This window comes from Actinomadura sp. NPDC000929 (genome assembly GCF_040492065.1).
GTDB classification, from domain to species: domain Bacteria; phylum Actinomycetota; class Actinomycetes; order Streptosporangiales; family Streptosporangiaceae; genus Spirillospora; species Spirillospora verrucosospora.
This window is the reverse complement of record NZ_JBEUPA010000009.1, coordinates 38,816-61,276: the sequence shown is the minus strand read 5'-3', so window position 1 is coordinate 61,276 and position 22,461 is coordinate 38,816. Positions and strand designations below refer to the sequence as shown.

General features: G+C 73.1%; 20 protein-coding genes. 14 read left to right on the top strand and 6 right to left on the bottom strand.

Annotation, left to right across the window (positions count from 1 at the left end; translation table 11 throughout):
- Positions 1 to 12: 12 nt before the first annotated feature.
- Positions 13 to 1,461 (top strand): WS/DGAT/MGAT family O-acyltransferase, encoded by a 1,449-nt coding sequence (locus ABWI04_RS05700; protein WP_345182747.1) that lies wholly within the window; start codon positions 13 to 15, stop codon positions 1,459 to 1,461.
- 5 nt (positions 1,462 to 1,466) lie between these two features.
- Here the strand turns inward: ABWI04_RS05700 and ABWI04_RS05695 are convergent, their stop codons facing one another.
- Both ABWI04_RS05695 and ABWI04_RS05690 read right to left on the bottom strand, forming a co-directional pair.
- Positions 1,467 to 2,456 (bottom strand): hypothetical protein, encoded by a 990-nt coding sequence (locus ABWI04_RS05695; protein ID WP_345182746.1) that lies wholly within the window; start codon positions 2,454 to 2,456, stop codon positions 1,467 to 1,469.
- Positions 2,457 to 2,605: 149 nt separating this feature from the next.
- Positions 2,606 to 3,559: an NAD(P)/FAD-dependent oxidoreductase gene (locus ABWI04_RS05690; protein ID WP_353831665.1), complete on the bottom strand. Its 954-nt coding sequence runs from the start codon at positions 3,557 to 3,559 to the stop codon at positions 2,606 to 2,608.
- A gap of 64 nt (positions 3,560 to 3,623) precedes the next feature.
- Here ABWI04_RS05690 and ABWI04_RS05685 point away from each other — a divergent pair, with 64 nt between their 5' ends.
- On the top strand, positions 3,624 to 4,196 hold the full coding sequence (locus tag ABWI04_RS05685; RefSeq protein WP_345182744.1) for a helix-turn-helix domain-containing protein: 573 nt from the start codon (positions 3,624 to 3,626) through the stop codon (positions 4,194 to 4,196).
- 30 nt (positions 4,197 to 4,226) lie between these two features.
- Positions 4,227 to 5,501, top strand: a complete 1,275-nt coding sequence (locus ABWI04_RS05680) for an MFS transporter (RefSeq protein ID WP_353831664.1) — start codon at positions 4,227 to 4,229, stop codon at positions 5,499 to 5,501.
- 42 nt (positions 5,502 to 5,543) lie between these two features.
- Here the strand turns inward: ABWI04_RS05680 and ddaH are convergent, their stop codons facing one another.
- Positions 5,544 to 6,383 carry a dimethylargininase gene (gene ddaH / locus ABWI04_RS05675; protein WP_345182742.1) on the bottom strand — a complete coding sequence of 280 codons (840 nt, stop codon included), beginning with the start codon at positions 6,381 to 6,383 and terminating at the stop codon, positions 5,544 to 5,546.
- Between the two features lie 367 nt (positions 6,384 to 6,750).
- Between ddaH and ABWI04_RS05670 the strand changes: the two genes are divergently transcribed.
- Positions 6,751 to 7,500 (top strand): hypothetical protein, encoded by a 750-nt coding sequence (locus tag ABWI04_RS05670; protein WP_353831663.1) that lies wholly within the window; start codon positions 6,751 to 6,753, stop codon positions 7,498 to 7,500.
- Between the two features lie 262 nt (positions 7,501 to 7,762).
- The gene (locus ABWI04_RS05665) at positions 7,763 to 8,440 is read left to right on the top strand and encodes a hypothetical protein (RefSeq protein ID WP_353831662.1); all 678 of its coding nucleotides are present in this window, start codon (positions 7,763 to 7,765) and stop codon (positions 8,438 to 8,440) included.
- Between the two features lie 99 nt (positions 8,441 to 8,539).
- Here the strand turns inward: ABWI04_RS05665 and ABWI04_RS05660 are convergent, their stop codons facing one another.
- The gene (locus tag ABWI04_RS05660; RefSeq protein WP_353831661.1) at positions 8,540 to 9,550 is read right to left on the bottom strand and encodes a DUF1259 domain-containing protein; all 1,011 of its coding nucleotides are present in this window, start codon (positions 9,548 to 9,550) and stop codon (positions 8,540 to 8,542) included.
- Positions 9,551 to 9,868: 318 nt separating this feature from the next.
- Between ABWI04_RS05660 and ABWI04_RS05655 the strand changes: the two genes are divergently transcribed.
- Positions 9,869 to 10,528, top strand: coding sequence for a hypothetical protein (locus ABWI04_RS05655; protein WP_345182737.1), 660 nt, complete (start codon positions 9,869 to 9,871; stop codon positions 10,526 to 10,528).
- A 20-nt stretch (positions 10,529 to 10,548) separates the two neighbouring features.
- Here ABWI04_RS05655 and ABWI04_RS05650 read toward each other — a convergent pair whose 3' ends face one another.
- Entirely contained in the window at positions 10,549 to 12,081 is a 1,533-nt protein-coding gene (locus tag ABWI04_RS05650) for a PucR family transcriptional regulator (protein WP_353831660.1), read from the bottom strand.
- Positions 12,082 to 12,214: 133 nt separating this feature from the next.
- Here ABWI04_RS05650 and ABWI04_RS05645 point away from each other — a divergent pair, with 133 nt between their 5' ends.
- Positions 12,215 to 13,453 carry an NAD(P)/FAD-dependent oxidoreductase gene (locus ABWI04_RS05645; protein WP_353831659.1) on the top strand — a complete coding sequence of 413 codons (1,239 nt, stop codon included), beginning with the start codon at positions 12,215 to 12,217 and terminating at the stop codon, positions 13,451 to 13,453.
- Positions 13,454 to 13,540: 87 nt separating this feature from the next.
- A complete protein-coding gene (locus tag ABWI04_RS05640) occupies positions 13,541 to 14,149 on the top strand; it encodes a hemerythrin domain-containing protein (RefSeq protein WP_353831658.1) in 609 nt (202 codons plus the stop codon).
- 66 nt (positions 14,150 to 14,215) lie between these two features.
- On the opposite strand, the gene lpdA is transcribed toward ABWI04_RS05640, so the two are convergent.
- On the bottom strand, positions 14,216 to 15,619 hold the full coding sequence (gene lpdA, locus ABWI04_RS05635; protein ID WP_345182732.1) for a dihydrolipoyl dehydrogenase: 1,404 nt from the start codon (positions 15,617 to 15,619) through the stop codon (positions 14,216 to 14,218).
- 292 nt (positions 15,620 to 15,911) lie between these two features.
- Here lpdA and ABWI04_RS05630 point away from each other — a divergent pair, with 292 nt between their 5' ends.
- The 6 genes from ABWI04_RS05630 to ABWI04_RS05605 all read left to right on the top strand — a co-directional run bounded on the left by ABWI04_RS05630 (position 15,912) and on the right by ABWI04_RS05605 (position 22,455).
- The gene (locus ABWI04_RS05630) at positions 15,912 to 16,577 is read left to right on the top strand and encodes a hypothetical protein (protein ID WP_353831657.1); all 666 of its coding nucleotides are present in this window, start codon (positions 15,912 to 15,914) and stop codon (positions 16,575 to 16,577) included.
- A gap of 98 nt (positions 16,578 to 16,675) precedes the next feature.
- Complete coding sequence (locus ABWI04_RS05625) at positions 16,676 to 18,085, top strand: MFS transporter (RefSeq protein WP_353831656.1); 1,410 nt, start codon at positions 16,676 to 16,678, stop codon at positions 18,083 to 18,085.
- A 186-nt stretch (positions 18,086 to 18,271) separates the two neighbouring features.
- A complete protein-coding gene (locus ABWI04_RS05620; protein WP_345182728.1) occupies positions 18,272 to 19,705 on the top strand; it encodes a family 2B encapsulin nanocompartment shell protein in 1,434 nt (477 codons plus the stop codon).
- Entirely contained in the window at positions 19,702 to 21,072 is a 1,371-nt protein-coding gene (locus ABWI04_RS05615; protein WP_345182727.1) for a family 2B encapsulin nanocompartment shell protein, read from the top strand. The genes ABWI04_RS05620 and ABWI04_RS05615 overlap by 4 nt, the downstream gene beginning before the upstream one ends.
- A gap of 16 nt (positions 21,073 to 21,088) precedes the next feature.
- The gene (locus ABWI04_RS05610) at positions 21,089 to 22,168 is read left to right on the top strand and encodes a family 2 encapsulin nanocompartment cargo protein polyprenyl transferase (RefSeq protein ID WP_345182726.1); all 1,080 of its coding nucleotides are present in this window, start codon (positions 21,089 to 21,091) and stop codon (positions 22,166 to 22,168) included.
- Between the two features lie 53 nt (positions 22,169 to 22,221).
- Positions 22,222 to 22,455, top strand: coding sequence for a hypothetical protein (locus ABWI04_RS05605; RefSeq protein ID WP_185027349.1), 234 nt, complete (start codon positions 22,222 to 22,224; stop codon positions 22,453 to 22,455).
- Positions 22,456 to 22,461 lie beyond the last annotated feature (6 nt).

Here is a 22,461-nt window from a genome sequence, read left to right as displayed (position 1 = left end):
GGACGAGAGAGCATGACCCAGCTGACCACGGTGGACGCCACCTTCCTCCATGCCGAGAACGCGACGACCCATGCCCACATCGCCGGGCTCGGCATCGTCGACCCCGGGACCTGCCCCGGCGGCCGGCTCACCGTCCCGCACGTCGCCGAGCTGATCCGCGCCCGCGCGCACCTCGCGGCCCGGCCGCTGCGGCAGCGGCTCGTCCAGGTGCCGCTCGGCCTGGACAACCCGTACTGGGAGGACGACCCCGACTTCGAGCCCGAGCGGCACATCTCCGAGTTCGGGCTGCCGGAGCCCGGCAGCGACCGCCAGCTCGCCAACCTGGTCGCGATGCTCCACGAGCAGCCGCTCGACCGGTCCCGCCCGCTGTGGGAGATGGTCCTCATCCAGGGCCTCGCCGGCGGCCGGACGGCCGTCTACGTGAAGGTGCACCACGCGGCCGTCGACGGCGTGATGGCCGCCGAGACGCTCGCCGCGCTGCTCGACCTGACGCCCGAGCCCCGCGAGCTCCCGGCCGACGAGACCGTCCCGGCCCGCGCGCCCGGCACCGCGAGCATGCTCGGCACGGGGCTGCTGCGGACGGCGCTGCACCCGGTGCGGTCGGCGGTGTCGGCGGTGCGCACGGCCCCGTACCTGGACGAGGTCCCGGGCCTGGCGTCCGTCCCGGGCGTCGGGCTCATGTCGTCGTGGATGCAGGGCGTGCTGGGCCGCCCGGAGCTGCCGAGGGCGCCGCGGATCAGCGCGCCGCCGACGCCGTTCAACCGCCCGATCGGGCGGCGCAGGGCGGTCGCCTGCGGGGAGCTGCCGCTCGCCGACATCAAGGAGATCCGGCGGACCCTCGGCGGCAGCGTCAACGACGTGGTCATGGCGCTGTGCGCGACGGCGCTGCGGCAGTGGCTCGACAAGCGCGGCGACCTGCCCGAGCGCCCGCTGGTCGCGGCCGTCCCGGTGTCGCTGCGGCGCGGCGCGAGCGCGGCCGCGGAGCCGGGCAACCAGGTCTCGATCATGACCACGCCGCTGGCCACGCACCTGCCCGACCCCGCCGACCGGTACTCCGCCGTCCAGCGCGACATGGAGCTGGCCAAGCGGCGGTTCACCGGGACGTCGGGCGGCTGGGTGCGGGAGATGAGCGGGCTGCTCCCGGCGCCCTTCGCCGGGGCGGTCACGCGGCTCGCGCTGCGGGCCGCGCCGGCGGTGTCGCTGCGCGCGGTGAACCTGGTCATCTCCAACGTGCCCGGCCCGCAGTTCCCGCTGTACCTGTGCGGCGCGAAGGTGCTCGCCTACTATCCGATCTCGGTCATCACCGACGTCAGCGGCGGCCTGAACATCACCGTGTTCTCCTACGACGGGAAGGTGGACGTCGGCATCGTCGCCTGCCGCGAGCTCATCCCCGACCCCTCGGAGATCATCGACCACCTGGTGGACGCGCTCGACGAGCTGCGCTCGCTCTGCCGCGAATGAGGCCGCTACAGCCCGAGGGCCGCCCGGTGCCGCCGCGCCAGACCCAGCGCGGCGGCCCCCGCCGGCTGCATCGGCCGGGGAACGGCCCCGTCGAACGGCGCCATCGACACCTCGCCCTCGTCGTTGACCGCGACGAGGCCGCCGAAGAGCTCGCCGAACAGCGCGTCGTCGACGGCGACGACCGTCAGCAGGTCGAGCGCGAGCGTCAACGGGTCCACTCCGAGCCCCAGGAAGTGCGCCCGGAGGCGTCCCCCGTCGCGCGCGGCGGTCATCGCCTGGTGAAAAGGCCAGTCCTCCTGGACGAAGCCGTCGCCGTAGTCCTCGTCGGCGCCGAGAAGCTCCTCGGCGTACTCGCGAACCATGCACTGCCACAGATCAGGCGGCTCGTCACCGAGCGGCTGGAACACCCCGACCGGCATCACCTGGAAGAGCCCGCCGGCGTGCGCCACCTTCGCCGCGTCGCGCCGGTGCAGGACGTACCGCCCGGACGTCGTCACGGTGACCGTGGTGACGGCGGGCAGCGCGGCCCTGCGTGACAGGTCGCACGGGTCGCCGACGCGGTCGCGCAGCGGCAGCCCGTCCACCCCGGCCGCGAGTTCGTGGGCGACCGACTCGCCCACGTTGACGGCGTCGAAGTAGCGGGCGGGGCCGAGCCGGAGCACCGGCGGCTCGGCCGCGACCAGCCGGTAGCTCGGACGGTCCTCGAACACCTTCGGAGGGGCGAGGGCGGCGACGGCCTCCGCGTACGTCCGGTACCCCTCCGGGAGCCCGTCGGCCGGGTCGGCGATCGCGGCCGGGACGGGACGGGCGTCCCACTCCAGCCGGATCTCCTCCAGCGGGATCGGCGCCCCGGGGATCCAGTCGTCGCGGCAGAGCAGCGGGGTCCCCGCGACGCGCGGCACGTCCGGGTACAGCCCGTCCGCGACCTCGCCCAGCCGTCCGCGGCCCGCGTTCAGCTCCGCCCGCGCCCGCCGCCACTCCTCCTCGTCCGCCACACCCCCGAGCCTAGGACGGGTTTCGAGGTGGCCTCGGCCATGAGCGCGAACGCGTGACCTGGCCGGTGGAGCGAAGCCGGAGGCGAGCGGAGCCGGGCAGATCGCGAAGCGATGCCGCGTTCGCCCAGGCACGGTCACGTAGCGAGCCCCTAGGCGAGCGAAGTGGGCCGGGACTTTGCGACACTGACTCCCCGGGCGACCTCCTCCTCGACCAGGTCGGCGTTGATCATCGCGCCGGCCATCGCCCCGGCCGCCGCCGCCATGACGACCTGGCCGGCCGGGACGACGACGTTGCCGGCCGCCCACACGCCGGCCACGCTGGTCCGCCCGGTCGGGTCGGTCTTCACGAAGCCGTCCTCGCCGGTCTCGCAGCCGAGGTCGGTCAGCGGCCCGGCCTTGGGGACCCACGTCGGCGCGAGGAACACGGCGTCGCAGCCGAGCACCGAGCCGTCGGCCAGTTCCAGGCCGGTGAGCCGGTCGTCCTCGACGACGACGCGCCGCACCCCGCTCGGCGCGACGGGGACGCCGCGCGCGGCCAGCCGCGCCGCGTCCTCGCCCGCCGGGGGCGCGGCGTCGCCGGGAGCGACGGGGACGAACGTCACGTCGGGCGACCACTGGCGCAGCAGCAGCGCCTGGTGGACGGAGTTCGGGGACGTTCCCAGCACGGCGATCCTCTGGTCGCGGACCTCCCAGCCGTGGCAGTAGGGGCACATCTGCGCCTCGCGGCCCCACCGCTCCCGCAGGCCGGGGACGTCCGGCAGGACGTCGGTCACGCCGGTGGTGACCAGCAGGCGGCGGCCCCGCAACCGGGTGCCGTCGCCGAGGGTGAGGACGAAGCCCTCCTCGGCGCCCTTCTCGGCGCGGGCGACCGTCCCCTCGACGATCTCGGCGCCGTAGCCGCGCACCTCGGTGCGGCCGGTCTCCAGCAGGCGGGCGGGCGGCATCCCGTCCCGGGTGAGGAACCCGTGCATGTGGTCGACCCCGGCGTTGCGCGGCTCGCCCGCGTCGACGACGGTGACGGAGCGGCGGGCGCGGGCGAGGGTGAGGGCGCCGCTCAGCCCGGACGGCCCCCCACCGATGATCAGTACGTCTCGTTCGGTCATGCCCCGAGGGTGCGCGACGCCTTCCGGATTTGACAAACTTCGTTGCCAATCCTGCAATGAGGGCATGGAGACGACCGAGGAGGTCCTGGCCGGGGTCGGGCCGCGGCTGAGGAGGCTGCGGCAGGAGCGCAACGTCACGCTGGCCGCGCTCGCGGAGGCCACCGGCATCTCGGTCAGCACGCTGTCGCGGCTGGAGTCGGGCAAGCGGCGGCCGAGCCTGGAGCTGCTGCTCCCGCTCGCCCAGGCCCACCAGGTCCCGCTGGACGAGCTGGTCGGCGCCCCCGCCGTCGGCGACCCGCGGATCAGGCCGCGGCCGCTGCGGATGCACGACATGGTCGTGCTCCCCCTCACCAGGCGGCCCGGCGGCGTCCAGGCGTTCAAGATGGTCGTGCCCGAGCGGATCCCGCCGCCCGAGCCGCGGACCCACGAGGGCTACGACTGGCTGTACGTGCTGAACGGACGCCTGCGCCTCTTCCTCGCCGGCCGCGAGATGGTGCTGGAGCCGGGGGAGGCGGCCGAGTTCGACACCCGGCTGCCGCACTGGTTCGGCGGCGACGGCGGGCCGGTCGAGGTGCTCAGCCTTTTCGGGCCGCAGGGGGAGCGGATGCACCTGCGCGCGAAGCCCCGCCGGTCATGAGACGGCAAGGGTGACATAAATTTAGTAAACGTGCAGACCGCCCAAACTCCCCAGAAAGCCCCTGCCCGGAAGAAGCCCGCCCGCACGGCGTGGGTGCTGTGGAGCGTCGGCGTCCTCGCCTACGCCGTGGCGGTACTGCACCGGACGTCCTTCGGCGTCGTCGGCCTGGACGCGGCGCACCGCTTTGACGCGTCCGCCGGGATCCTCGCGTCCTTCACCGTCTTGCAGCTGCTCGTGTACGCGGGCCTGCAGATCCCCGTCGGGCTCCTGCTCGACCGCGTCGGCCCGCGCCGGATGGTCGCCGGCGGCGCGCTGCTGATGGCCGGCGGCCAGGCGCTCATGGCCGTCTCCACCGGCGTCGGGACGGCCGTCGCCGCCCGCGTGATGGTCGGCGCCGGCGACGCCATGACGTTCATCAGCGTCCTCGGCATCGTCGCGACCTGGTTCCCCGGGCGCTACGTCCCGGTCGTGACCCAGCTCACCGGGCAGCTCGGCCAGCTCGGCCAGGTGCTCAGCGCGATCCCCCTGGTCGCCCTCCTGCACGGCCCCGGCTGGGGCACAGCGTTCGGCTCCGCCGCCGCGCTCGGCGCCCTCATGGCGGTGCTCGCCGTCGCCGTGCTGCGCGACGGCCCCGGGCGCGCGGACGTCCCGTCCCTGCGCGAGACGGGCGCCAACCTGGCCGAGGCGTTCCGCCACCCCGGCACGCGCCTCGGCCTCTGGTCGCACTTCGTCACGCAGTTCTCGTCCAACACCTTCGCGCTGATGTGGGGCTACCCGTACCTGGTGTCCGGGCAGGGCCTGCGCCCCGCGACCGCCTCCACGCTGCTGACGCTGTTCGTGCTGGTCAACGTCGTGTCCGGACCGTTCATCGGACGGCTCGTCGCCCGCTACCCGCTGCGCCGGTCCTGGCTCGTCCTCGGCATCGTCGCGCTCAACGCGGCGGCGTGGGCGGCCGTCCTCGCCGTGCCGCCGCCCGCGCCGCCCTGGCTGCTGGTCCTGCTCGTGCTGTGCGTCGCGCCCGGCGGCCCCGGCTCGATGATCGGCTTCGACTACGCCCGGACGTTCAACCCGCCGGGACGGCAGGGCACCGCGACCGGCATCGTCAACGTCGGCGGCTTCGTCGCCTCCCTCGTCACGATCCTGCTGATCGGGGTGGTCCTGGACGCCCTGTCACCCGGAGGTGAGTTCACGCCCGGAGCGTTCCGGGCGGCCTGGACCGTCCAGATCGGCATCTGGGCGATCGGCGTGACGGGCGTCCTGCGCACCCGCGCCCTGGCCCGCCGCCGCCTCGCCCCGGCCGACTAGGAACGCGGTTCCCCACCGATCAGGAGCGGAGCTCTCCACCGATCAGGAGCGGAGCTCCAGCGTGCAGCACTTCGGCCCGCCGCCCGCCTTGCGCAGCTCCGACAGGTCGACCGGCAGCGGCTCGTACCCGTGCTCCCGCAGCGTCTCGATCAGCCCGACCGCCTCGGCGTTGATGACGACGTTGCGCCCGTCGCAGACGGCGTTGAGCCCGAGGACCGCCGCGTCCGCCTCGCTCGCGAGGATCGCGTCCGGGAACAGCCGCCTGAGCACCGCCCGGCTGCCGGGGGAGAACGCGCCGGGGAAGTAGGCGACGTTGTCGCCGCCGAGGGGGAACAGCGCCGTGTCCAGGTGGTAGAAGCGCGGGTCGACGAGCCGGAGCGTCACCACCGGGCGGCGGAGGAACTCCTGCGCCTCCTGGTGCGCGGCGATCTCCGTGCGGAACCCCGTCCCGGCCAGGATGACGTGGTCGAGCGTGAGGAAGTCGCCCTCGCCCTCGTTCGTGTGCTGCGGCTCAAGCAGCTCGGAGAAGCCGTTCTCCAGCATCCACTTCGCGTACGCGGGACCCTCCGCGTACCGCTCCGGGTGCGTGAACTTCGCCCCGTACACCCGTCCGCCGACCACCAGGGCCCCGTTGGCCGCGAACACCATGTCGGGCAGCCCCTCGATCGGGTCGATGAGGCTCACCTCGTGCCCGAGGGCGAGGTACGCCGCCCGCAGTTCCTCCCACTGCGCCACGGCCTTCGCCGCCTCGGCCCCGGCCGCCGGGTCCATCCACGGGTTGATCGCGTACGTGACGGCGAAGTGGTCCGGACGGCACATCAGGTAGTGCCGCCGCAGCGCGGTCCGGACGGCGGTCGGCTCCATCGCCGGCATGACGGTCATAGGTGTCTCCAGGGACATCCGAAGGGGAAACGACTCAGCGAAAGCCTAGGAACCAGACACGCGCAATCCAATGCGCCGATGTTGCTCTGACCTGGCGGTTCGTTGCGCGTTTCCGTCTCATTCGCGCTATTCGTTGCGTGCGTCGGCCCCCTCGCGCCGGTCTCGGGCCGCCGATCCCCGGCCCTCCAGGACCTGCGCCCACCACACCGTTGTGCCGCCGCCCGGACCCGGATCGACCGGCATGAGAAAGGCGAGGTCCTCCCGGCCGGCTGGGCGGCTCCGGTTCACGCGCGCATGGCGCGCGGTGGCCGCGTCCGGCCTGCATGAAGGCCTCCTCCAGCAGGGGGAACTCTCCGACAATGGGGAAATGGGTTCGCGTCCCTTAGCCGTGGTGTCACTGGTGTTCGGCCTGGCCACGCTGACGGCGTGCGGCGGCTCATCGCACAAAGGACCAAGGGCCGACCCCGTGACGCTCGCCCCCTCAGCGACGGGGGCGGCGACCGGGGCGGCGACCGATCAGCCGACCGGCGGCACGACCGGGCCGCCGTCGGTGGGTCCGTCGCCGCGCGCCTGGACGACGCCGCGGGTGAGCACCGGCAGTGGAGCGTCCCTCCAGAACCGGACACCGGACGCGCTGTGCCAGATGGTCTGGAGCCCTTACCCCGTGCGGATCGAGGGCTTCACGGCCGCGCAGTCGGGCGAGCCCGTGCAGATCGCCGACAGCGGCATGTCCGACGATGTTCTGGCGCGGTCCCGGTTCGGGACCGTCACCTACGAGACGGCTCCGAGCTGCACGGGCGCCGCGGGGGTGGGCATCCAGGCGCGCAAGCCCTGTGCGCCGGACACGGTGGTCGCGCCCACGGACCCGTGCGCGATCACCCCCGTGTACACCGACCGGCCAGAGATTCCACGACCCGCCCGCTATACGGTGCTGGTCACGTGGCGGCTCTCGAAGCTGTGCACGGATTCTTCCGGGCCGTGCGGTGGTCTCGGGGCGACCGGCGACCGTCCGGTGCGCGCGACCTGGCAGACGACGCTGACGCTGAACGCCTGCACCAAGTGGACGCCCTTCCCCGAGGCGCCGAACGGAGGCGAGGGCAATCTCGGCCAGTGCTAGGAGCCGATCCGAACGGCTGGCGAGGGCGCGCAGGCCTCTCCCTCCGGAGCCCGATCCCGGACCGGCGCCGGACTGGACGCAGCGACTCTCCGCACTCGGCACCTTCGGCCCGCCGACGTCGCTCGTCGCGGCCGTCCTGATCTGGTACGGCTATGTCGCCACGCTCCAGCGGTTCCGCTACTTCGGCGTTGATCTGCAACTCACCGACCTCGGGAACCAGACACTCCTGCTCTACGGCGTGGAGGTGGCGTACCCGGCGGCAGTGCTCCTCCTCCTGATCGTGCTCGCGAGTCTCGGCGGACATGCGGTCGTGCGCGGCGTGGTGCTCCCGGACCGGGTGCGCGCCGCCCGCCGGATCGCGCTGACCGTGGCGCTGGCCGGGCTCGCGCTCACCGGCAGGGCGCTGGTCGGAGTCCTGTCGGCGAAGGTCGCCGCGAACGAGACACCCGGCGTGACGCCGCTCTGCCTGACGGCCGGCGTACCTTCGCTGGTCTACGCGTTCTGGCTGTTCCGCCAAGCGGGGGACGGCGGTTGGCGAGAACGTCCGGCTCTGACCGACGTGGAGCGCGGCGGACGGTACGTGGCGTTCGCGGTGGTCGCGATGGGCCTGTTCTGGGCGGCCAACAGCCTTGCCGGCGAGGTCGGTGTCGCCCGCGCCTACGACGACGCCCGCGACTTCGCCGAGCTTCCCGAGGTCGTCCTCTACACCAAGGAGCCGCTGAGCGACGCTCCGCCCGAAACGCTGCACGCCGATTTCGGCAGATCGGTCACCTACCGCCACCGCTACCAGAACCTGCGACTTCTTCTGGCCTCGGGCGGGCGCCTCTTCCTCGTCCCGTTGACCTGGAGACCCGACGCTCGCACGGCCCGGATCTCAACGTTCGTCGTCGCGTATGACGGCGACATCCGCCTTCAGCTCATCCCGCAGAAGACCGACTGACCGGGCCCGGTGCTGCATACCGCGCTCGCCAGGGACCTCGCGGCCGGCGGAGGTTCCGCCGCCGGCCGCGCTCTCAGCGTGGATGCCGTGGCCCGCCGGTCAGGCGCGCTTGGCGGCCGTGCGGTCGAGCCCCTCGCGGATCTGCCGGGCGAGGGTGACGGGGTCACCGACGCGGTACATGTGCGAGAAGTACAGCTGCGGGTGCTCGTCGGTCTCCTGGTTGTAGAGGCAGCCCACCTCCCAGCGATGGCGGCGCATGACCGTGATGACCGGCTGCGTCTCCTTCGCCGTCATCGAGAAGTCCGGAACGACGGCCGCCCGGCCCTTCCTGAGCGGCTGGAACTGGATGCTGGTCGACACCCCGAGGTCCGGGTCGACGACCACGCCGCCGAGCCTGATCCTGTCGGTGCGCTGCACGGTCACCGTGACGATCCCGTTCTCCCCGACCGTCGCGTCCCCGCCGAGGATCCTCTCCAGCTTCCGCACGGGAAGCGGGGTCGTGGGATGCGGCGGCGAGTGCTGCGGCAGCGGCGTGGACGTCTTGGCGATGGCGGCGCGTGCGGCGCCGGCGAGCCGGAGCGGGTCGCCGATCGCGCGGAAGTGCAGGAACCACACCATCGGCCGCAGGTCGTACAGGTGCTGGTGCTGCGCCTGGAACGTGAGCCCGTGCGCGATGAACGAGTCGATGACCGGCTGGATCTCCTGGGGCCGCAGCGCCAGGTCGCCGTTGAGGATCGCCTTTCCGTGCCCGAGCGACTGGAAGAACAGCTCGTGCTGGATCTGGAAGCCGTCCTTGAATCTCACCGGGGGATTGCCCCCGATGACATGGAGGTCCGTGCGGTCGATGTCGACTTCGAGAACCCCGCTTTTGCTGACGTGGCCGTCGGCCTGCAGAATCTTCTCGATCGCCTTGACCGGAAGCCGGCCGTTCTCGGTTCTGGTCTGGGACGTCGCCGCCCGTGGACTCGCCGGGTCCGGGGCCGCCGCCGTGGCGGCGCCGGCGGGCGCCGCCACCCCGGTCGCGACCAGGCCCGCGAGAAGCGCGGCGGCGCCGCAGAACCGGCCGAGGGCCCTGCGTCGCGTCGTTTCCGATGAACTGATTATGATCATGAATTTTCCCCCCGTTCGTTCCAAGCTCTCCCCTGACGCGGGCAAGCGTGAACGCGAGCGAAGATCATGGAATCGCTACAGGGAGGAATGGCGATCCGCGAGACTCGGTGAAGTCGAGCGTCCCGTGGTCGACCTTTGTGCCGGAGAAATTCTTCTCCCCCATGTCGGGGAATATCGCCTTATCCCAGGCGGGCGAGTCCGATGCCGGCGGTTCCATGCTGATCGTCAGTGCTCGTTCGGCTCTGGCCGCTCGGCGTGCCGGAGGCGCCGGGGCGCGATCTGGTGGAGGCGTGCGGGGCGATCGTTCAGAATCGTGGCATGCGAAGGTCGGATCGGATCGCATGGTGGACGTTCGGCATCGGCATCGTCGTGATCTTCGGTGGTATCGGCGTGGTCGGCATGCTGGCCGATCCGCCTCCCCCGGAGCCGCCCTCCCCGGACACCGTGAACCTGTTCTGCCCCCGGGAACCGGTCGGCAAGGCGCGGGGCGACACGTATTTCAAAGAGGTCGCCGAACCTTACCGGGGCAACGGCCCGCACGCCGTGAGGCTGCTGTACGTGAACGCCAACACCGGTGAGGACGCCGACGAGCTTCCCGCCCGCTGGACGGCGGACGACGGGGGGAGCGACGCCGGCGCGAAGCCCAAGGTCCAGCTCGTCGCCTGTGGCTACCAGGACACGGGACGGGAGACCCGGGTCTGCGAGTACGTCCCCGAAGCCGTTGCGCGGCTGGACTGGCAGCTGTCGGAGCGCACCGGGGCGCTGGGCACGACCAAGATCTCGCTCCTGAAGGCCTCCTACGTCTTCGAGATCTACGAGGCGAAGACCGCCAGGCCGCTGGGCCGCTTCACGGTGCCCGGCGACGCGGCGTGCCCAGGGAGCGTCAAGCTCGACGACCGGGCCTCCATCGGGCAGCCGCCGGACGCGGCCAAGCTGCGCAAGGCCTTGCGCCCCTACGCGGAACGCGCCGTCGGCTGAGGAACGGCGGGCGCCGCGGGCTATGGCCGAACTCCCAGGGCGGCGAGTTGGAGGCGGAGGGCCAGGCGGGTCTGGGGCCTCGTGAGGTCGAGCGGGGTTGTCTCGGTCATGCGGCGCAGGCGGTGGCGGAGGGTGTTGGGGTGGACGGCCAGGGCCTGGGCCGTGCCTTTGGTGTCGCCGTAGTGGTCCAGCCACGCGGCGAGGGTCGGGAGGTAGGACGTTCCGTGCTTCTCGTCGTGGGCGCGGAGGGCGGGGAGGGGGCCGCCCAGCAGGTCGGCGCCGACCGCCTTGCGGGCGCGTTCGACGACCACCTCGTCCCAGGCGTCCTCCAGGAGGACGGCCCCGGGGGCGAGGCCGCCGGAGCCGACCAGGGCCGCGAGTTCGGACGCCTCGGCGCGGGAGCGGGGGAGGTCGGCGGGGGAGCGGGCGAGGCCGCCCGCCGCCGCGTACAGGGTGCGGTCGTGGGCGCGGACGCGGGTGAGGACGTGGCGCAGCCAGGGCGTCGTCCCGGATTCGGCGGTGTCGCGGCCGGGCTCGCTCAGGACCGCGAAGATCGTGCCGGCGAGGTCGGTGAGGAGGGGGCGGCGCCAGCCGTAGCGGCGGGTGATCGCGTCCCAGAGGTCGAGGCGGCGGCGGACGTCGTCGGTCCCGGCCTGGTCGCCGAGCGCGACCACGCGCCAGGGCGGGGGAGCCGGGACGGGCCGGGAGCCGTCCTGGAGCGCGGCGCGCACCTCGTCCGCCGTGACGCGGCGCGCGACGCCGGCCTCGGCTCGGAGGCGGAGCAGGTGCAGGGCCAGGACGGAGGCCAGGTCGGCCAGGCGCCGGACCCGGTCGGGGGGAACCGCCGTGCGCGCCACCACCCAGATCGAGCCGAGCCATTCGCCGCCGGCGCGGACCGGGATGACGAGGCGGGGCAGCATTCCGTCCGGGCCCGCGGGGACGAGGACCGGGTCGCTCGACCGGGCCAGCTTGCGGAACACTCCCGAGGCCCGCAGGTGGGCGATGACCTGCGGCGGGACGCGGCGGCCGACGATCGTGGAGACGCGGGCCGGGTCGGTGCTGTCCTGGCGGCCCGAGTAGGCGAGGACGCGGGAGCGCGCGTCCTCCAGCGTCACCGGGGCGTCGGCGATCTCCGCCGCCGTGTCGGCCAGGGCGAACAGGTCGTCCTGCGGGCCGGACGGCCCGGGGAGCGGGGCGTGGGCGCGGTCGACGGCGCCGCGGACCAGCCAGATGACGTGCGTCCAGGACGCGTCCCGCTGGAGTTCGACGAGGGCCGGGGCCAGGCGGCGCGCGGCGGCGGCCACCTCGGCGGCCCCGGCGAGGGGCGACTTGAGCACCACGCCGCTCGCCCCCGCCGCGTCGGCGCGCTCCAGGAGCGCGACGGCACCGGCCGGGCCGGTCACGCCGGCGCCGAGGACGATCTCTCCCGGCTGCCCGGCGGCCTCGCCGGGCTCGGCCAGGACGACGTCGTGCACCTGCGCGTCCCGGCCGGGGGCGACCAGGCGCAGCAGCCCCGGGCCCAGCGCGTCGACCAGGCCGCTCACACTGATCATTCGATCTGCCTCCTTCCCTCCATTGTGCGCTTCGCACCATGGTGGGCCTCCTGATTGGCCGAACTCGACAGGGGCATCGGCTCGCGGACGCCTCACCATCGAGGTGACACGTTTCACGAGGAGAGGAGAGGCCATGGCGCGCCGAGTCGCCGTCGTGGGGGCCGGGATGGTCGGTCTGTCCACGGCGTGGTTCCTGCAGGAGCACGGCGACGACGTCACCGTCTTCGACCGGCGGGACGTCGCGGCCGGAGCGTCCTGGGGCAACGCCGGGTGGCTGACCCCCGGGCTGGCGACCCCGCTGCCCGAACCGGCCGTCCTCTCCTACGGCGTGCGCGCGGTGCTCAGCCCGTCCTCGCCGGTCTACGTCCCGCCGAGCGCGAACCCGCGCCTGCTGCGGTTCCTCGCGGGCTTCGCCCGCAACAGCACGGCCGCGCGGTGGCGGCGCGCGATGGAGGCGCTGGTGCCGATCAACGGCCGGGCGCTGCCGAGCTTCGACGCGCTGCTGGACGGCGGCGTCCGCGCGGAGACGAGCGAGGCCGGGTCCTTCCTCGCCGCGTACCGGACGGAGGGGGAGCGGCGCGTCCTGCTGGAGGAGATCGAGCACATCCGCGCCGCCGGGCAGGAGCTGGAGTACGAGGTCCTGACCGGCGACGAGGCGCGCGGGGTGGAGCCCGCCCTCTCCGACGAGATCGGCGCGGCGATCCTGCTGCGCGGCCAGCGGTTCATCAACCCGGGCGTGTTCGTGCACGCGCTCGCCGACTCCGTCCGCGACCGCGGCGGCAAGATCCGTGCGGGTGCGGACGTGACGGACGTCCGCGACGAGCCGGGCGGCGTGGCGGTCCGCACGGGCGGCAGCGACTTCGAGACGTTCGACGCGGTGGTGCTGGCGAGCGGCGTGTGGCTCGGCGACCTCGCCCGGCGGTTCGGCGTCGGCGCGCTCGTCCAGGCGGGTCGCGGGTACAGCTTCAGCGTGCCGATGGAGCGGGTCCCCGACGCGCCGGTGTACTTCCCCGCGCAGCGGGTCGCCTGCACACCGCTCGGCGACCGGCTCCGCGTCGCCGGGATGATGGAGTTCCGCCGTCCCGAGGCGCCGCTCGACCCGCGCCGGATCCGGGCGATCGTCGAGGCCGCGCGCCCGCTGCTGCGCGGCGCCGACCTCGGCGCCCGGCAGGACGAGTGGGTCGGATCGCGCCCCTGCACCCGCGACGGCCTCCCGCTGATCGGCGCCACCCGGTCGCCGCGGGTCTTCGCCGCGGGCGGCCACGGCATGTGGGGCATCACGCTCGGACCGGCCACCGGGAGCCTCCTCGCGGAGATGATCGCCACCGGGCGCCGTCCGGGCGAGCTGGACCCGTTCGACCCGCTCCGCTGACGATCCGCGCTCTCCGCCCCGGGCCGTCGCCTCTCGCCGTCACCTTTCCTCCGGCCGCTCCGTCAGTGCGGTGAAGAAGGAGGAGCGATGAGCGAATACGACTGGACCCTGATGTACGTCATGCACGACGCGCTGAGGAGGGAGCTGGAGCACCTCGCCGAGGTGACCGCGCGCGAGGACGACGACCCCCGCCGCCTGCTGGCCGCGGCGGCGGGGTGGGAGCTGTTCAAACTGTCCCTGCACGCCCACCACACCGCCGAGGACGAGGCGCTCTGGCCGGTCGTCCGGGAGACCCTCGCCGGCCGCGCCGACGACCTGGCGCTGCTGGACGCGATGGAGGCCGAGCACGCCGCCGTCGACCCCCTCATCGAGGCCGTCGACACCGGCGCCGAGCCCGTCGGCGAGATCGTCGACGCCCTCGCCACCGCCCTCACCGCGCACCTCGCGCACGAGGAGAAGGAGGCGATCCCGCTGATCGACGCCACTCTGAAGGCGGAGCAGTTCCAGAACTTCGGCCAGGTCCACGGCCGCCACGTCGGCCCGAACGCGCCGCGCGTGCTGCCGTGGCTCCTCGACGGAGTGGACGACGCGACGGCCGCGGCCACGCTGTCCGTCCTGCCGGAGCCCGCCCGCACCGCGTTCGAGACGCAGTGGCAGCCCGCCTACCGGGCGCTGAAGCGCTGGCCGACGGCCTGACCGGCGGAGACGGCGAGGCCGCCGCCACGGACGGACCGTGGCGGCGGCCTCGTGCCGTCCCGCGGATCAGAGGTTGATCATGTGCCCGGCCAGGCCGTGCACGGCCTCCTTCATGGCCTCGCCCAGGGAGGGGTGGGCGTGCACGTTGCGCGCGACCTCGTTGACGGTGAGGTCCCACTGCTGCGCCAGGGTCAGCTCGGGCAGCAGCTCGGTCACCTCGGGGCCGATCATGTGCGCGCCGAGGATCTCCCCGTACTTCGCGTCGCTGATCACCTTGACGAAGCCGTCGCCCTCGCCGAGGCCGAGCGCCTTGCCGTTGGCGCTGAACGGGAACTTCGCGGTCTTGACCTCGAAGCCCTGCTCCTTCGCCTGCGCCTCCGTCCAGCCGAACGAGGCGACCTGCGGCTGGCAGTAGGTGGCGCGGGGGATCATCACGTAGTCGAGCTCCATCGTCTCGGCGTCGCCGATGGTCTCGGCCGCGACGATGCCCATGGCCTCGGCGGCGTGCGCGAGCATCAGCTTCGCGGTGACGTCGCCGATGGCGTAGATGTGCGGGACGGACGTGCGGCAGCGGCCGTCCACGTCGATCGCGCCGCGGTCGGTCAGCGCGACGCCGGTCTTCTCCAGCCCGTAGCCCTCGACGTTCGGCTGGAACCCGATCGCCTGGAGCACCTTGTCGGCCTCCAGCACCTGCTGTGCGCCGTCCTTGCCGGTGACGGTGACCTTGACCTTCTCGCCGGAGTCGTCGATCGCGTCGACCCGGGTCGAGGTGAGGACGTCCACGCCGAGCTTGCGGTAGCGCTTGGCCAGCTCCTTCGACACGTCGGCGTCCTCGTTCGGGACCATCCGGTCGAGGAACTCGACGATCGTGACCTTCACCCCGTAGTTGTGCAGCACGTAGGCGAACTCGACGCCGATCGCGCCGGCGCCCGCGATGACGATGCTGTCCGGCAGCTCGGAGCTGAGGATCTGCTCCTCGTAGGTGACCACGCGCTCCGACAGCGACGTGCCCGGCAGCAGCTTGGTGTGCGCCCCGGCCGCGATGATGCAGTTGTCGAACGTGACCGTCTCGCTCGACCCGTCCTGCCTGGCCACCTGGAGGGTGTTCGGGTCGGTGAACGTGCCCCGCCCGTCGTAGGACGTGATCTTGTTCTTCTTCATCAGGAACTGGACGCCCTTGACGAGCTTGTCCGACACCTGGCGGCTGCGCTCGTAGGCGACGCCGTAGTCGAAGGACACGCTGCCCTCGACGTTGATCCCGAACGTCTTCTGCTCGTGGGTGAAGATGTGCGCCAGCTCGGCGTTGCGCAGCAGCGCCTTCGAGGGGATGCAGCCGACGTTGAGGCACACCCCGCCCCAGTACCTCTCCTCGATGATCGCCGTCTTCAGCCCAAGCTGCGCCGCCCGGATCGCGGCGACATATCCACCCGGGCCCGCGCCCAGGACCACGACGTCAAAGTGTTCGCTCATATCCAAGGACGATATTCGCCACGGCCATGTGTTCGCATCCTGGCGGAGCGCACGCGGGGCGCCGGGTCGGACGCGGCCGTCACGTCCTGTTAGGGTTTCGGCAAGGTCTCCCTCCGATCACGATCCGTGGGAGCCCGTCGACTGACAGGGCGGCGCGCAGGGGCGCGAGCCCGGAGCCGTCCCGGCCGCGGAGCCCGGCGGCGTCCCCTGGAACGGCGGAGCCGCGGCGCTGGAACATCACGCCTCGGCCCGGTCGTTGTCCCCGTTCCGAGCCGAGTGGAGGAGAAGGCGAGTGAGGATCCCCAAGCGCGTCAACACCGTCCTGGACTGGGTGGAAGAGCACCTGCTCGCGCTCGCGGTGGTCGTCGCGCTGGTCGTCGTCGCGCTGGTCGCCACGCTCGCGCCGTCGGCCGTCGGCCTGCCCGTCGCCGGGTTCGTCCTCGGCGCCGCCGCCGGGGGCCTCGTCGTGCACCTGCGGATGAGCCGCCGCGTCGCCCGCGCCCGCTCCGACATCGACAACCTGCTCCGCGAGAACGGTGCGCTGCGGCACCGCAACACCGTCCTCGCCAGCGGAGTGATCACGCGCGGTGCGCAGGAGACGCAGGCGCTCGTCTCCATCCCCGAGGACGACCTGCTGGACGCGCCGGACGACCCGCAGGCCACCGTGTCCCTCGACGAGCTGCTGGACGGCGACCCGCTGAGCACCAACGAGCTGCCGGACGACCCGCAGGCCGCCGAAGACCCCGAGAACGCCGAAGCCCCCGAGGTCACCGGCGACCCCCTGTCCACCGATGAGCTTCCCGGACGGGACGAGACCCCGCCCCCCGCCGCTGGCCCCCTGGACGGCGACCCGCTGCGCACCACCGTCCTGCCCGCGCTGCCGGACGACGTCCTCGGCGGCGCCGACGAGGACAGGGACACCGCGCGGACGCCCCGCCGGCGGTCCCGCAGGTCCTGACCGGGGCTCGTCCAGGGGCCTGAGCAGGCCTCCTGCCGCAGAGTCATCGGAGCCCCAACCCCCCGTTACTTTTGCTGATCTTCGGGCAGGGGCATGCCGTGGACGACTCGACGAACGCGCGGCGGGGAGCGGATCCGGGACGCGGCGGCGAGGGCGCGGGACCGCCCGAGGGCGCCGGGCCCGGCGAGGGCGCCGTCCGCAAGGCCGTGATCGCCTCGGCGATGGGCAACTGCATCGAGTGGTTCGACTTCGGCGTGTTCAGCGCCGGCGTGATGACCTCGATCATCGGCACGGTGTTCTTCCCCGAGGACGCGGGCGGCAGCGCCACGCTGCGCTCGTTCGCGCTGGTCGCGGCGGCGTTCCTCGCCCGCCCGTTCGGCGGCATGTTCTTCGGTCCGATGGGGGACCGGCTCGGCCGCAAGCGGATCCTGGCCGCCACCATCATCCTGATGTCGGGCTCGACGTTCGTGATCGGCGTCCTGCCCGGCTACGCCACGATCGGGATCGCCGCGCCGCTGCTGCTGCTCGGCGTCCGGCTCGTCCAGGGCTTCTCGACGGGCGGCGAGTACGGCGGCGCCGCCACGATGATCGCCGAGTACGCGCCCACGAACCGGCGCGGGTTCTACGGGGCGTTCCTGGAGTTCGGCACCCTCGGCGGCTACATCCTGGGCGCCGGGCTCGTGCTGCTCATCGACCTGTCCCTCAGCGAGAGCGCGATGCAGGGGTGGGGCTGGCGCATCCCGTTCCTGATCGCGCTGCCGCTCGGCGCCGTCGGGCTCTACGTCCGGACGCGGATCGAGGACACCCCGACGTTCCAGCACATGGAGGCGGAGGGCCGGAAGGCGCGGTCGCCGCTCAAGGAGACCGTGGAGTACCACTGGCGCACCATCCTGAGGCTCATCGGGATCGTGATCCTGCTGAACGTCGCGGTCTACACGCTGCTGACGTTCATGCCGTCCTACCTGGTCGACTTCCTGGACATGAACGACACCACGTCGCAGCTCACCACGATCGGCGTGGAGGCGGCGATGATGACGGTGATCCTGCCGCTCGGCGCGCTGTCGGACCGGATCGGCCGCAAGCCGCTGCTGATCGCCACCGCGGTCGGGTTCCTCGTGCTGTCCTGGCCGGCGTTCGCGCTCATGCAGACCCACGACCCGGCCGGGGTCGCGGTCGGCTACGCGGTCATCGGCGGGCTGCTGGTGCTGATGCTGGCGGTGATCGGCGCGACGTTCCCGGCGATGTTCCCGACGAAGGTGCGGTACGGGGCCTTCGCGATCGGCTACAACATCTCGACGTCCCTGTTCGGCGGGACGGCGGCCGTGCTCGTGGGCTCGCTGATCGACGCCACGGGCTCCAACTTCGTCCCGGCCTACTACCTGATGATCGTCGCCCTGGTCGCGCTGCTGCCGATCATCAAGATCCCGGAGACGGCCGGGGTGCCGATCGACCGGGCCGGGGAGGAGAACGCCCCGGAACCGGTGGGCTCCGGGGCGCGGCGCGGCTGAGTGATCTGCCCCACGCCCTCCGGCTGAGCAGCCGATATCGCGCCCGGGTGCGAGTTGTGTGGCGCGAGGGCAAATCAGAGGTGCTGCCAATGGCTCCTTGCGACCGTCTCATTACCGTCTGTAGCGTCACGGGTGGCCAAAGGCCGCAACTTCCCCGCAAGACCACGACGAATCGGTGGTGTGGACGTGACGGAACAGCAGCTTCAGGAACAGCAGCAACAGGACCACCAGCACAGCCTGAGCACCGCGGCCGCGCGGAACCTGGCGACCACGACCAAGACCGTCCCGCAGATGCAGGGCATCACGTCGCGGTGGCTGCTGAAGCTGCTTCCCTGGGTGCAGGCGTCCGGCGGCACCTACCGCGTCAACCGGCGGCTCACCTACACGCTGGGCGACGGCCGGGTCACGTTCGTGACGACCGGCGCCGACGTCCGCGTCATCCCGCGCGAGCTCGGCGAGCTGGCCCCGCTGCGCGGCTACGACGACGACCTGACCCTGGACGCCATCGCGGGGCGCTTCACCCAGCAGGAGTACGCGCCCGGCGACGTCGTCGTCGAGCGGGGCCGCCCCGTCGACCGCGTCGTCCTCGTCGCGCACGGCAAGCTCAGCAGGATCGGCGCGGGCGAGTACGGCTCCGACGCCGTCCTCGGGACGCTCGCCAACGGCGACTTCTTCGGCGAGCAGGCCCTCCTCGGGACCGAGGAGGGACAGGAGCCGCCGACGTGGGAGCACACCGTCAAGGCGGTGACCACCTGCACGATCCTCAGCATGAGCCAGGCCGACTTCCAGGAGACGCTCGGCCAGTCCTCCTCCCTCCAGGCCCACCTGGAGGAGTACCGGGCGAGCCCGCGCCGCGCGCACAACGCGCACGGCGAGGCGGCGATCGAGGTGGTGTCCGGGCACGCCGGGGAACCCGTCCTGCCGAGCACGTTCGTCGACTACGAGGCGTCCCCCCGCGAGTACGAGCTGAGCGTCGCGCAGACCGTGCTGCGCGTCCACACCCGCGTCGCCGACCTCTACAACCAGCCGATGGACCAGATCGAGCAGCAGCTCAGGCTGACCATCGAGGCGCTGCGCGAGCGCCAGGAGCAGGAGATCGTCAACAACCGCGACTTCGGCCTGCTGCACAACACCGACCTGTCGCAGCGCATCCACACCCGCTCCGGCCCGCCCACGCCCGACGACATGGACGATCTGCTCACCCTCGTCTGGAAGGACCCGGCGTTCTTCCTCGCGCACCCGAAGGCGATCGCCGCGTTCGGCCGCGAGTGCAGCGCCCGCGGCATCTACCCCGACAGCGTCGACGTCGGCGGCCACAAGGTGCCCGGCTGGCGCGGCGTGCCCATCTTCCCGTGCAACAAGATCCCGGTCTCGCCGACGCTGACCAGCTCGATCCTGCTGATGCGGACCGGCGAGGCGGCGCAGGGCGTCGTCGGGCTCCACCAGGTCGGCCTGCCGGACGAGTACCAGCCGGGGCTGTCGGTCCGGTACATGGGCATCGACGACAAGGCGCTCCTCAACTACCTGGTCAGCGCGTACTACTCGGCGGCCGTCCTGGTGCCCGACGCGCTCGGCATGCTGGAGTCGGTCGAGGTCGCGCACGGCGGTGCCGGCGCGTGACGGAGGAACGGCTGGCCCTCTCCACCCGCGCCGCACGCAACCTCGCCTCGACGACCAAGACCGTTCCGCAGACGCAGGGCATCACCCCGCGGTGGCTGCTGTCGCGGCTGCCGTGGGTGGAGGCCGCCGGCGGCGCCTACCGGGTGAACCGCCGGCTCACCTACCGGCTCGGCGACGGTCTCGTGACGTTCGTCAACGACGGCGCGGCGATCCGGGTCGTCCCGCCCGAGCTCGCCGAGCTGCCGCCGCTGCGCGGCCTGTCCGACCCCGAGATCCTCGACGCCCTCGCCGCGCGGTTCGAGCAGCGCGAGTACCGGCCCGGCGAGGTGATCGCGGAGTCGGGCGGGCCCCTCGACGCGGTCCACCTGATCGCCCACGGCAAGGTCGAGGAGAGCGTCCCCGGCGCCTACGACGCCGCCGGCAGGGTCGGCGTCCGCGACGGCGGCGGGTTCTTCGGCGCCGAGGCCCTGCTCGGCGAGCCGGCGGAGTGGGCGCACACGTTCCGCGCGCTCACCCCCGTGATCGTCCTGTCGCTGCCGCGGCAGGCGGTCGAGGAGCTGACCGAGCGGTCCGAGGCGCTGCGCGCGCACCTGGAGGAGTACCGGGCCGCGCCCGCCCCGCCGCGGACCAGGCACGGCGAGGCGGCGATCGAGGTGGCGTCCGGGCACGGCGGCGAACCCGTCCTGCCGAGCACGTTCGTCGACTACGAGGCCTCGCCCCGCGAGTACGAGCTGGCCGTCACCCAGACGGTCCTGCGCGTCCACTCCCGGGTCGCCGACCTCTACAGCGATCCGATGGACCAGGTCGAGCAGCAGCTCAGGCTGACGATCGAGGAGATCAGGGAGCGCCAGGAGCACGAACTGGTCAACAACCGCGACTTCGGCCTGCTGCACAATGCCGACCTGCGCCAGCGCATCCAGACCCTCGGGGGCCCGCCGACCCCCGCCGACATGGACGAGCTGCTGGCGCGGCGCCGCAAGACCCGGTTCTTCCTCGCCCACCCGAAGACGATCGCGGCGATCGGCCGGGAGTGCACGCGGCGCGGCGTGTACCCCGCGCCCGTCGAGGTCGAGGGCCGCCGCGCGCACGCCTGGCGCGGCGTCCCGATCCTCCCCTGCGACAAGATCCCGATCTCCCCGACCGGGACCAGCTCGATCCTCGCGCTGCGCACCGGCGAGGACGACCAGGGCGTCGTCGGCCTGCACCGCACCGGGCTGGAGGGCGAGGTCCGGCCGGGCCTCACGGTCCGTTTCACCGGCATCGACGACAAGGGGCTGCTGACCTACCTCGTCAGCGCCTACCACTCGGCCGCCGTGCTGGTCCCCGACGCCCTCGGCGTCCTGGAGAACGTCGAGATCGCCCGCTGACGAGAGGGGACCCGCCATGCCCGCCTGGAGTGACGACCCGGCCGTGGTCGGCTGCGACCATCGGACGGAGCCGCGGCTCCGCCCCCGGACGGCGGCGGAGGTGCTCACCTGGAGCCGCCGCCTGCTCGACCCCGCGCTGCGCCACGTGGTCGAGGCCATGCCGGAGGCGTCGCGCTCCACCGCGGGCTTCCACTTCGGCTGGCGCGACGAGCGCGGCCGCCCTGCCGCCGGGGCGGGCGGCAAGGCGATCCGGCCCGCGCTGACGCTGCTGGCCGCGGAGGCGGTCGGCGGGACGGTCCAGGCCGCCCTGCCGGCCGCCGTGGCGGTCGAGCTCGCGCACAACTTCTCCCTCATGCACGACGACGTGATGGACGGCGACCTCACCCGCCGGCACCGCCCCACCGCGTGGGCGGTCTTCGGCGCGAACGCCGCCATCCTTTCCGGGGACGCCCTCCTCGCCGCCGCCTACGAGCTCCTCGCCGAGGAGCCCTCCGCGGTGGTCGCCCGCGGCGTGCGCATCCTCGCCCGGGCCGTGCTGGAACTGGTCGAGGGCCAGCGCGCCGACCTGGCCTTCGAGGAGCGCGCCGACGTCACGCTCGACGAGTGCCTGGCCATGGCCGCCGGCAAGACCGGCGCGCTGCTCGGCGCGTCGTGCGCGCTCGGCGCCGTGTACGGCGGCGGCACCGCCGGGCAGGTCTCCCGGCTGCGCGTCTTCGGCGAGCGCCTCGGCCTGGCCTTCCAGCTCGTCGACGACCTGCTCGGCATCTGGGGCGAGCCGGCGGTCACCGGCAAGCCCGTCCACGCCGACCTGCGCCGCCGGAAGAAGTCGCTGCCCGTCGTCGCGGCCCTCACCTCGGGCAGCGCCGCCGGCGGCGACCTCGCCGCCCTCTACCTGCGCGAGGAGCCGCTCACCGACGAGGAGGCGGTCCTCGCCGCCGGTCTCGTCGACGCGGCGGGCGGGCGCGCCTGGGCCGCCGCCCGCGCCGACGAACTCCTCACCGACGCCCTCGCCGACCTCGACGCCGCCGGAGTCGCCCCGGCCGCCGACGCCGAACTGCGGGCGCTCGCCCGCCTGATGACCCACCGCGACCGCTGACCCCCACCGGGGCCCTTCTGGATCGATCATATGTTCGAGTAGGGTGTGGAGTCGTGCAGGCTCCCGAACACGTCCCGTTCCTGTGCCCGGCCGGGCACCGGCTCGACCCGGGCCGGGTCATCGTCGGCTGGTCGCCGTGCGTCTGCCCGCCCTGCGACAGGCGGGGCCGCGGCCTGCGCGGCCACCGCACCTACCTGTGCCTCGACTGCAAGGACGAGCACGTCACGACCAAGTGCTACCTGCCCCACCACGTCCCGTCCGCAGGCGCGGAGTACCGCTGGCCCTGACGTGCG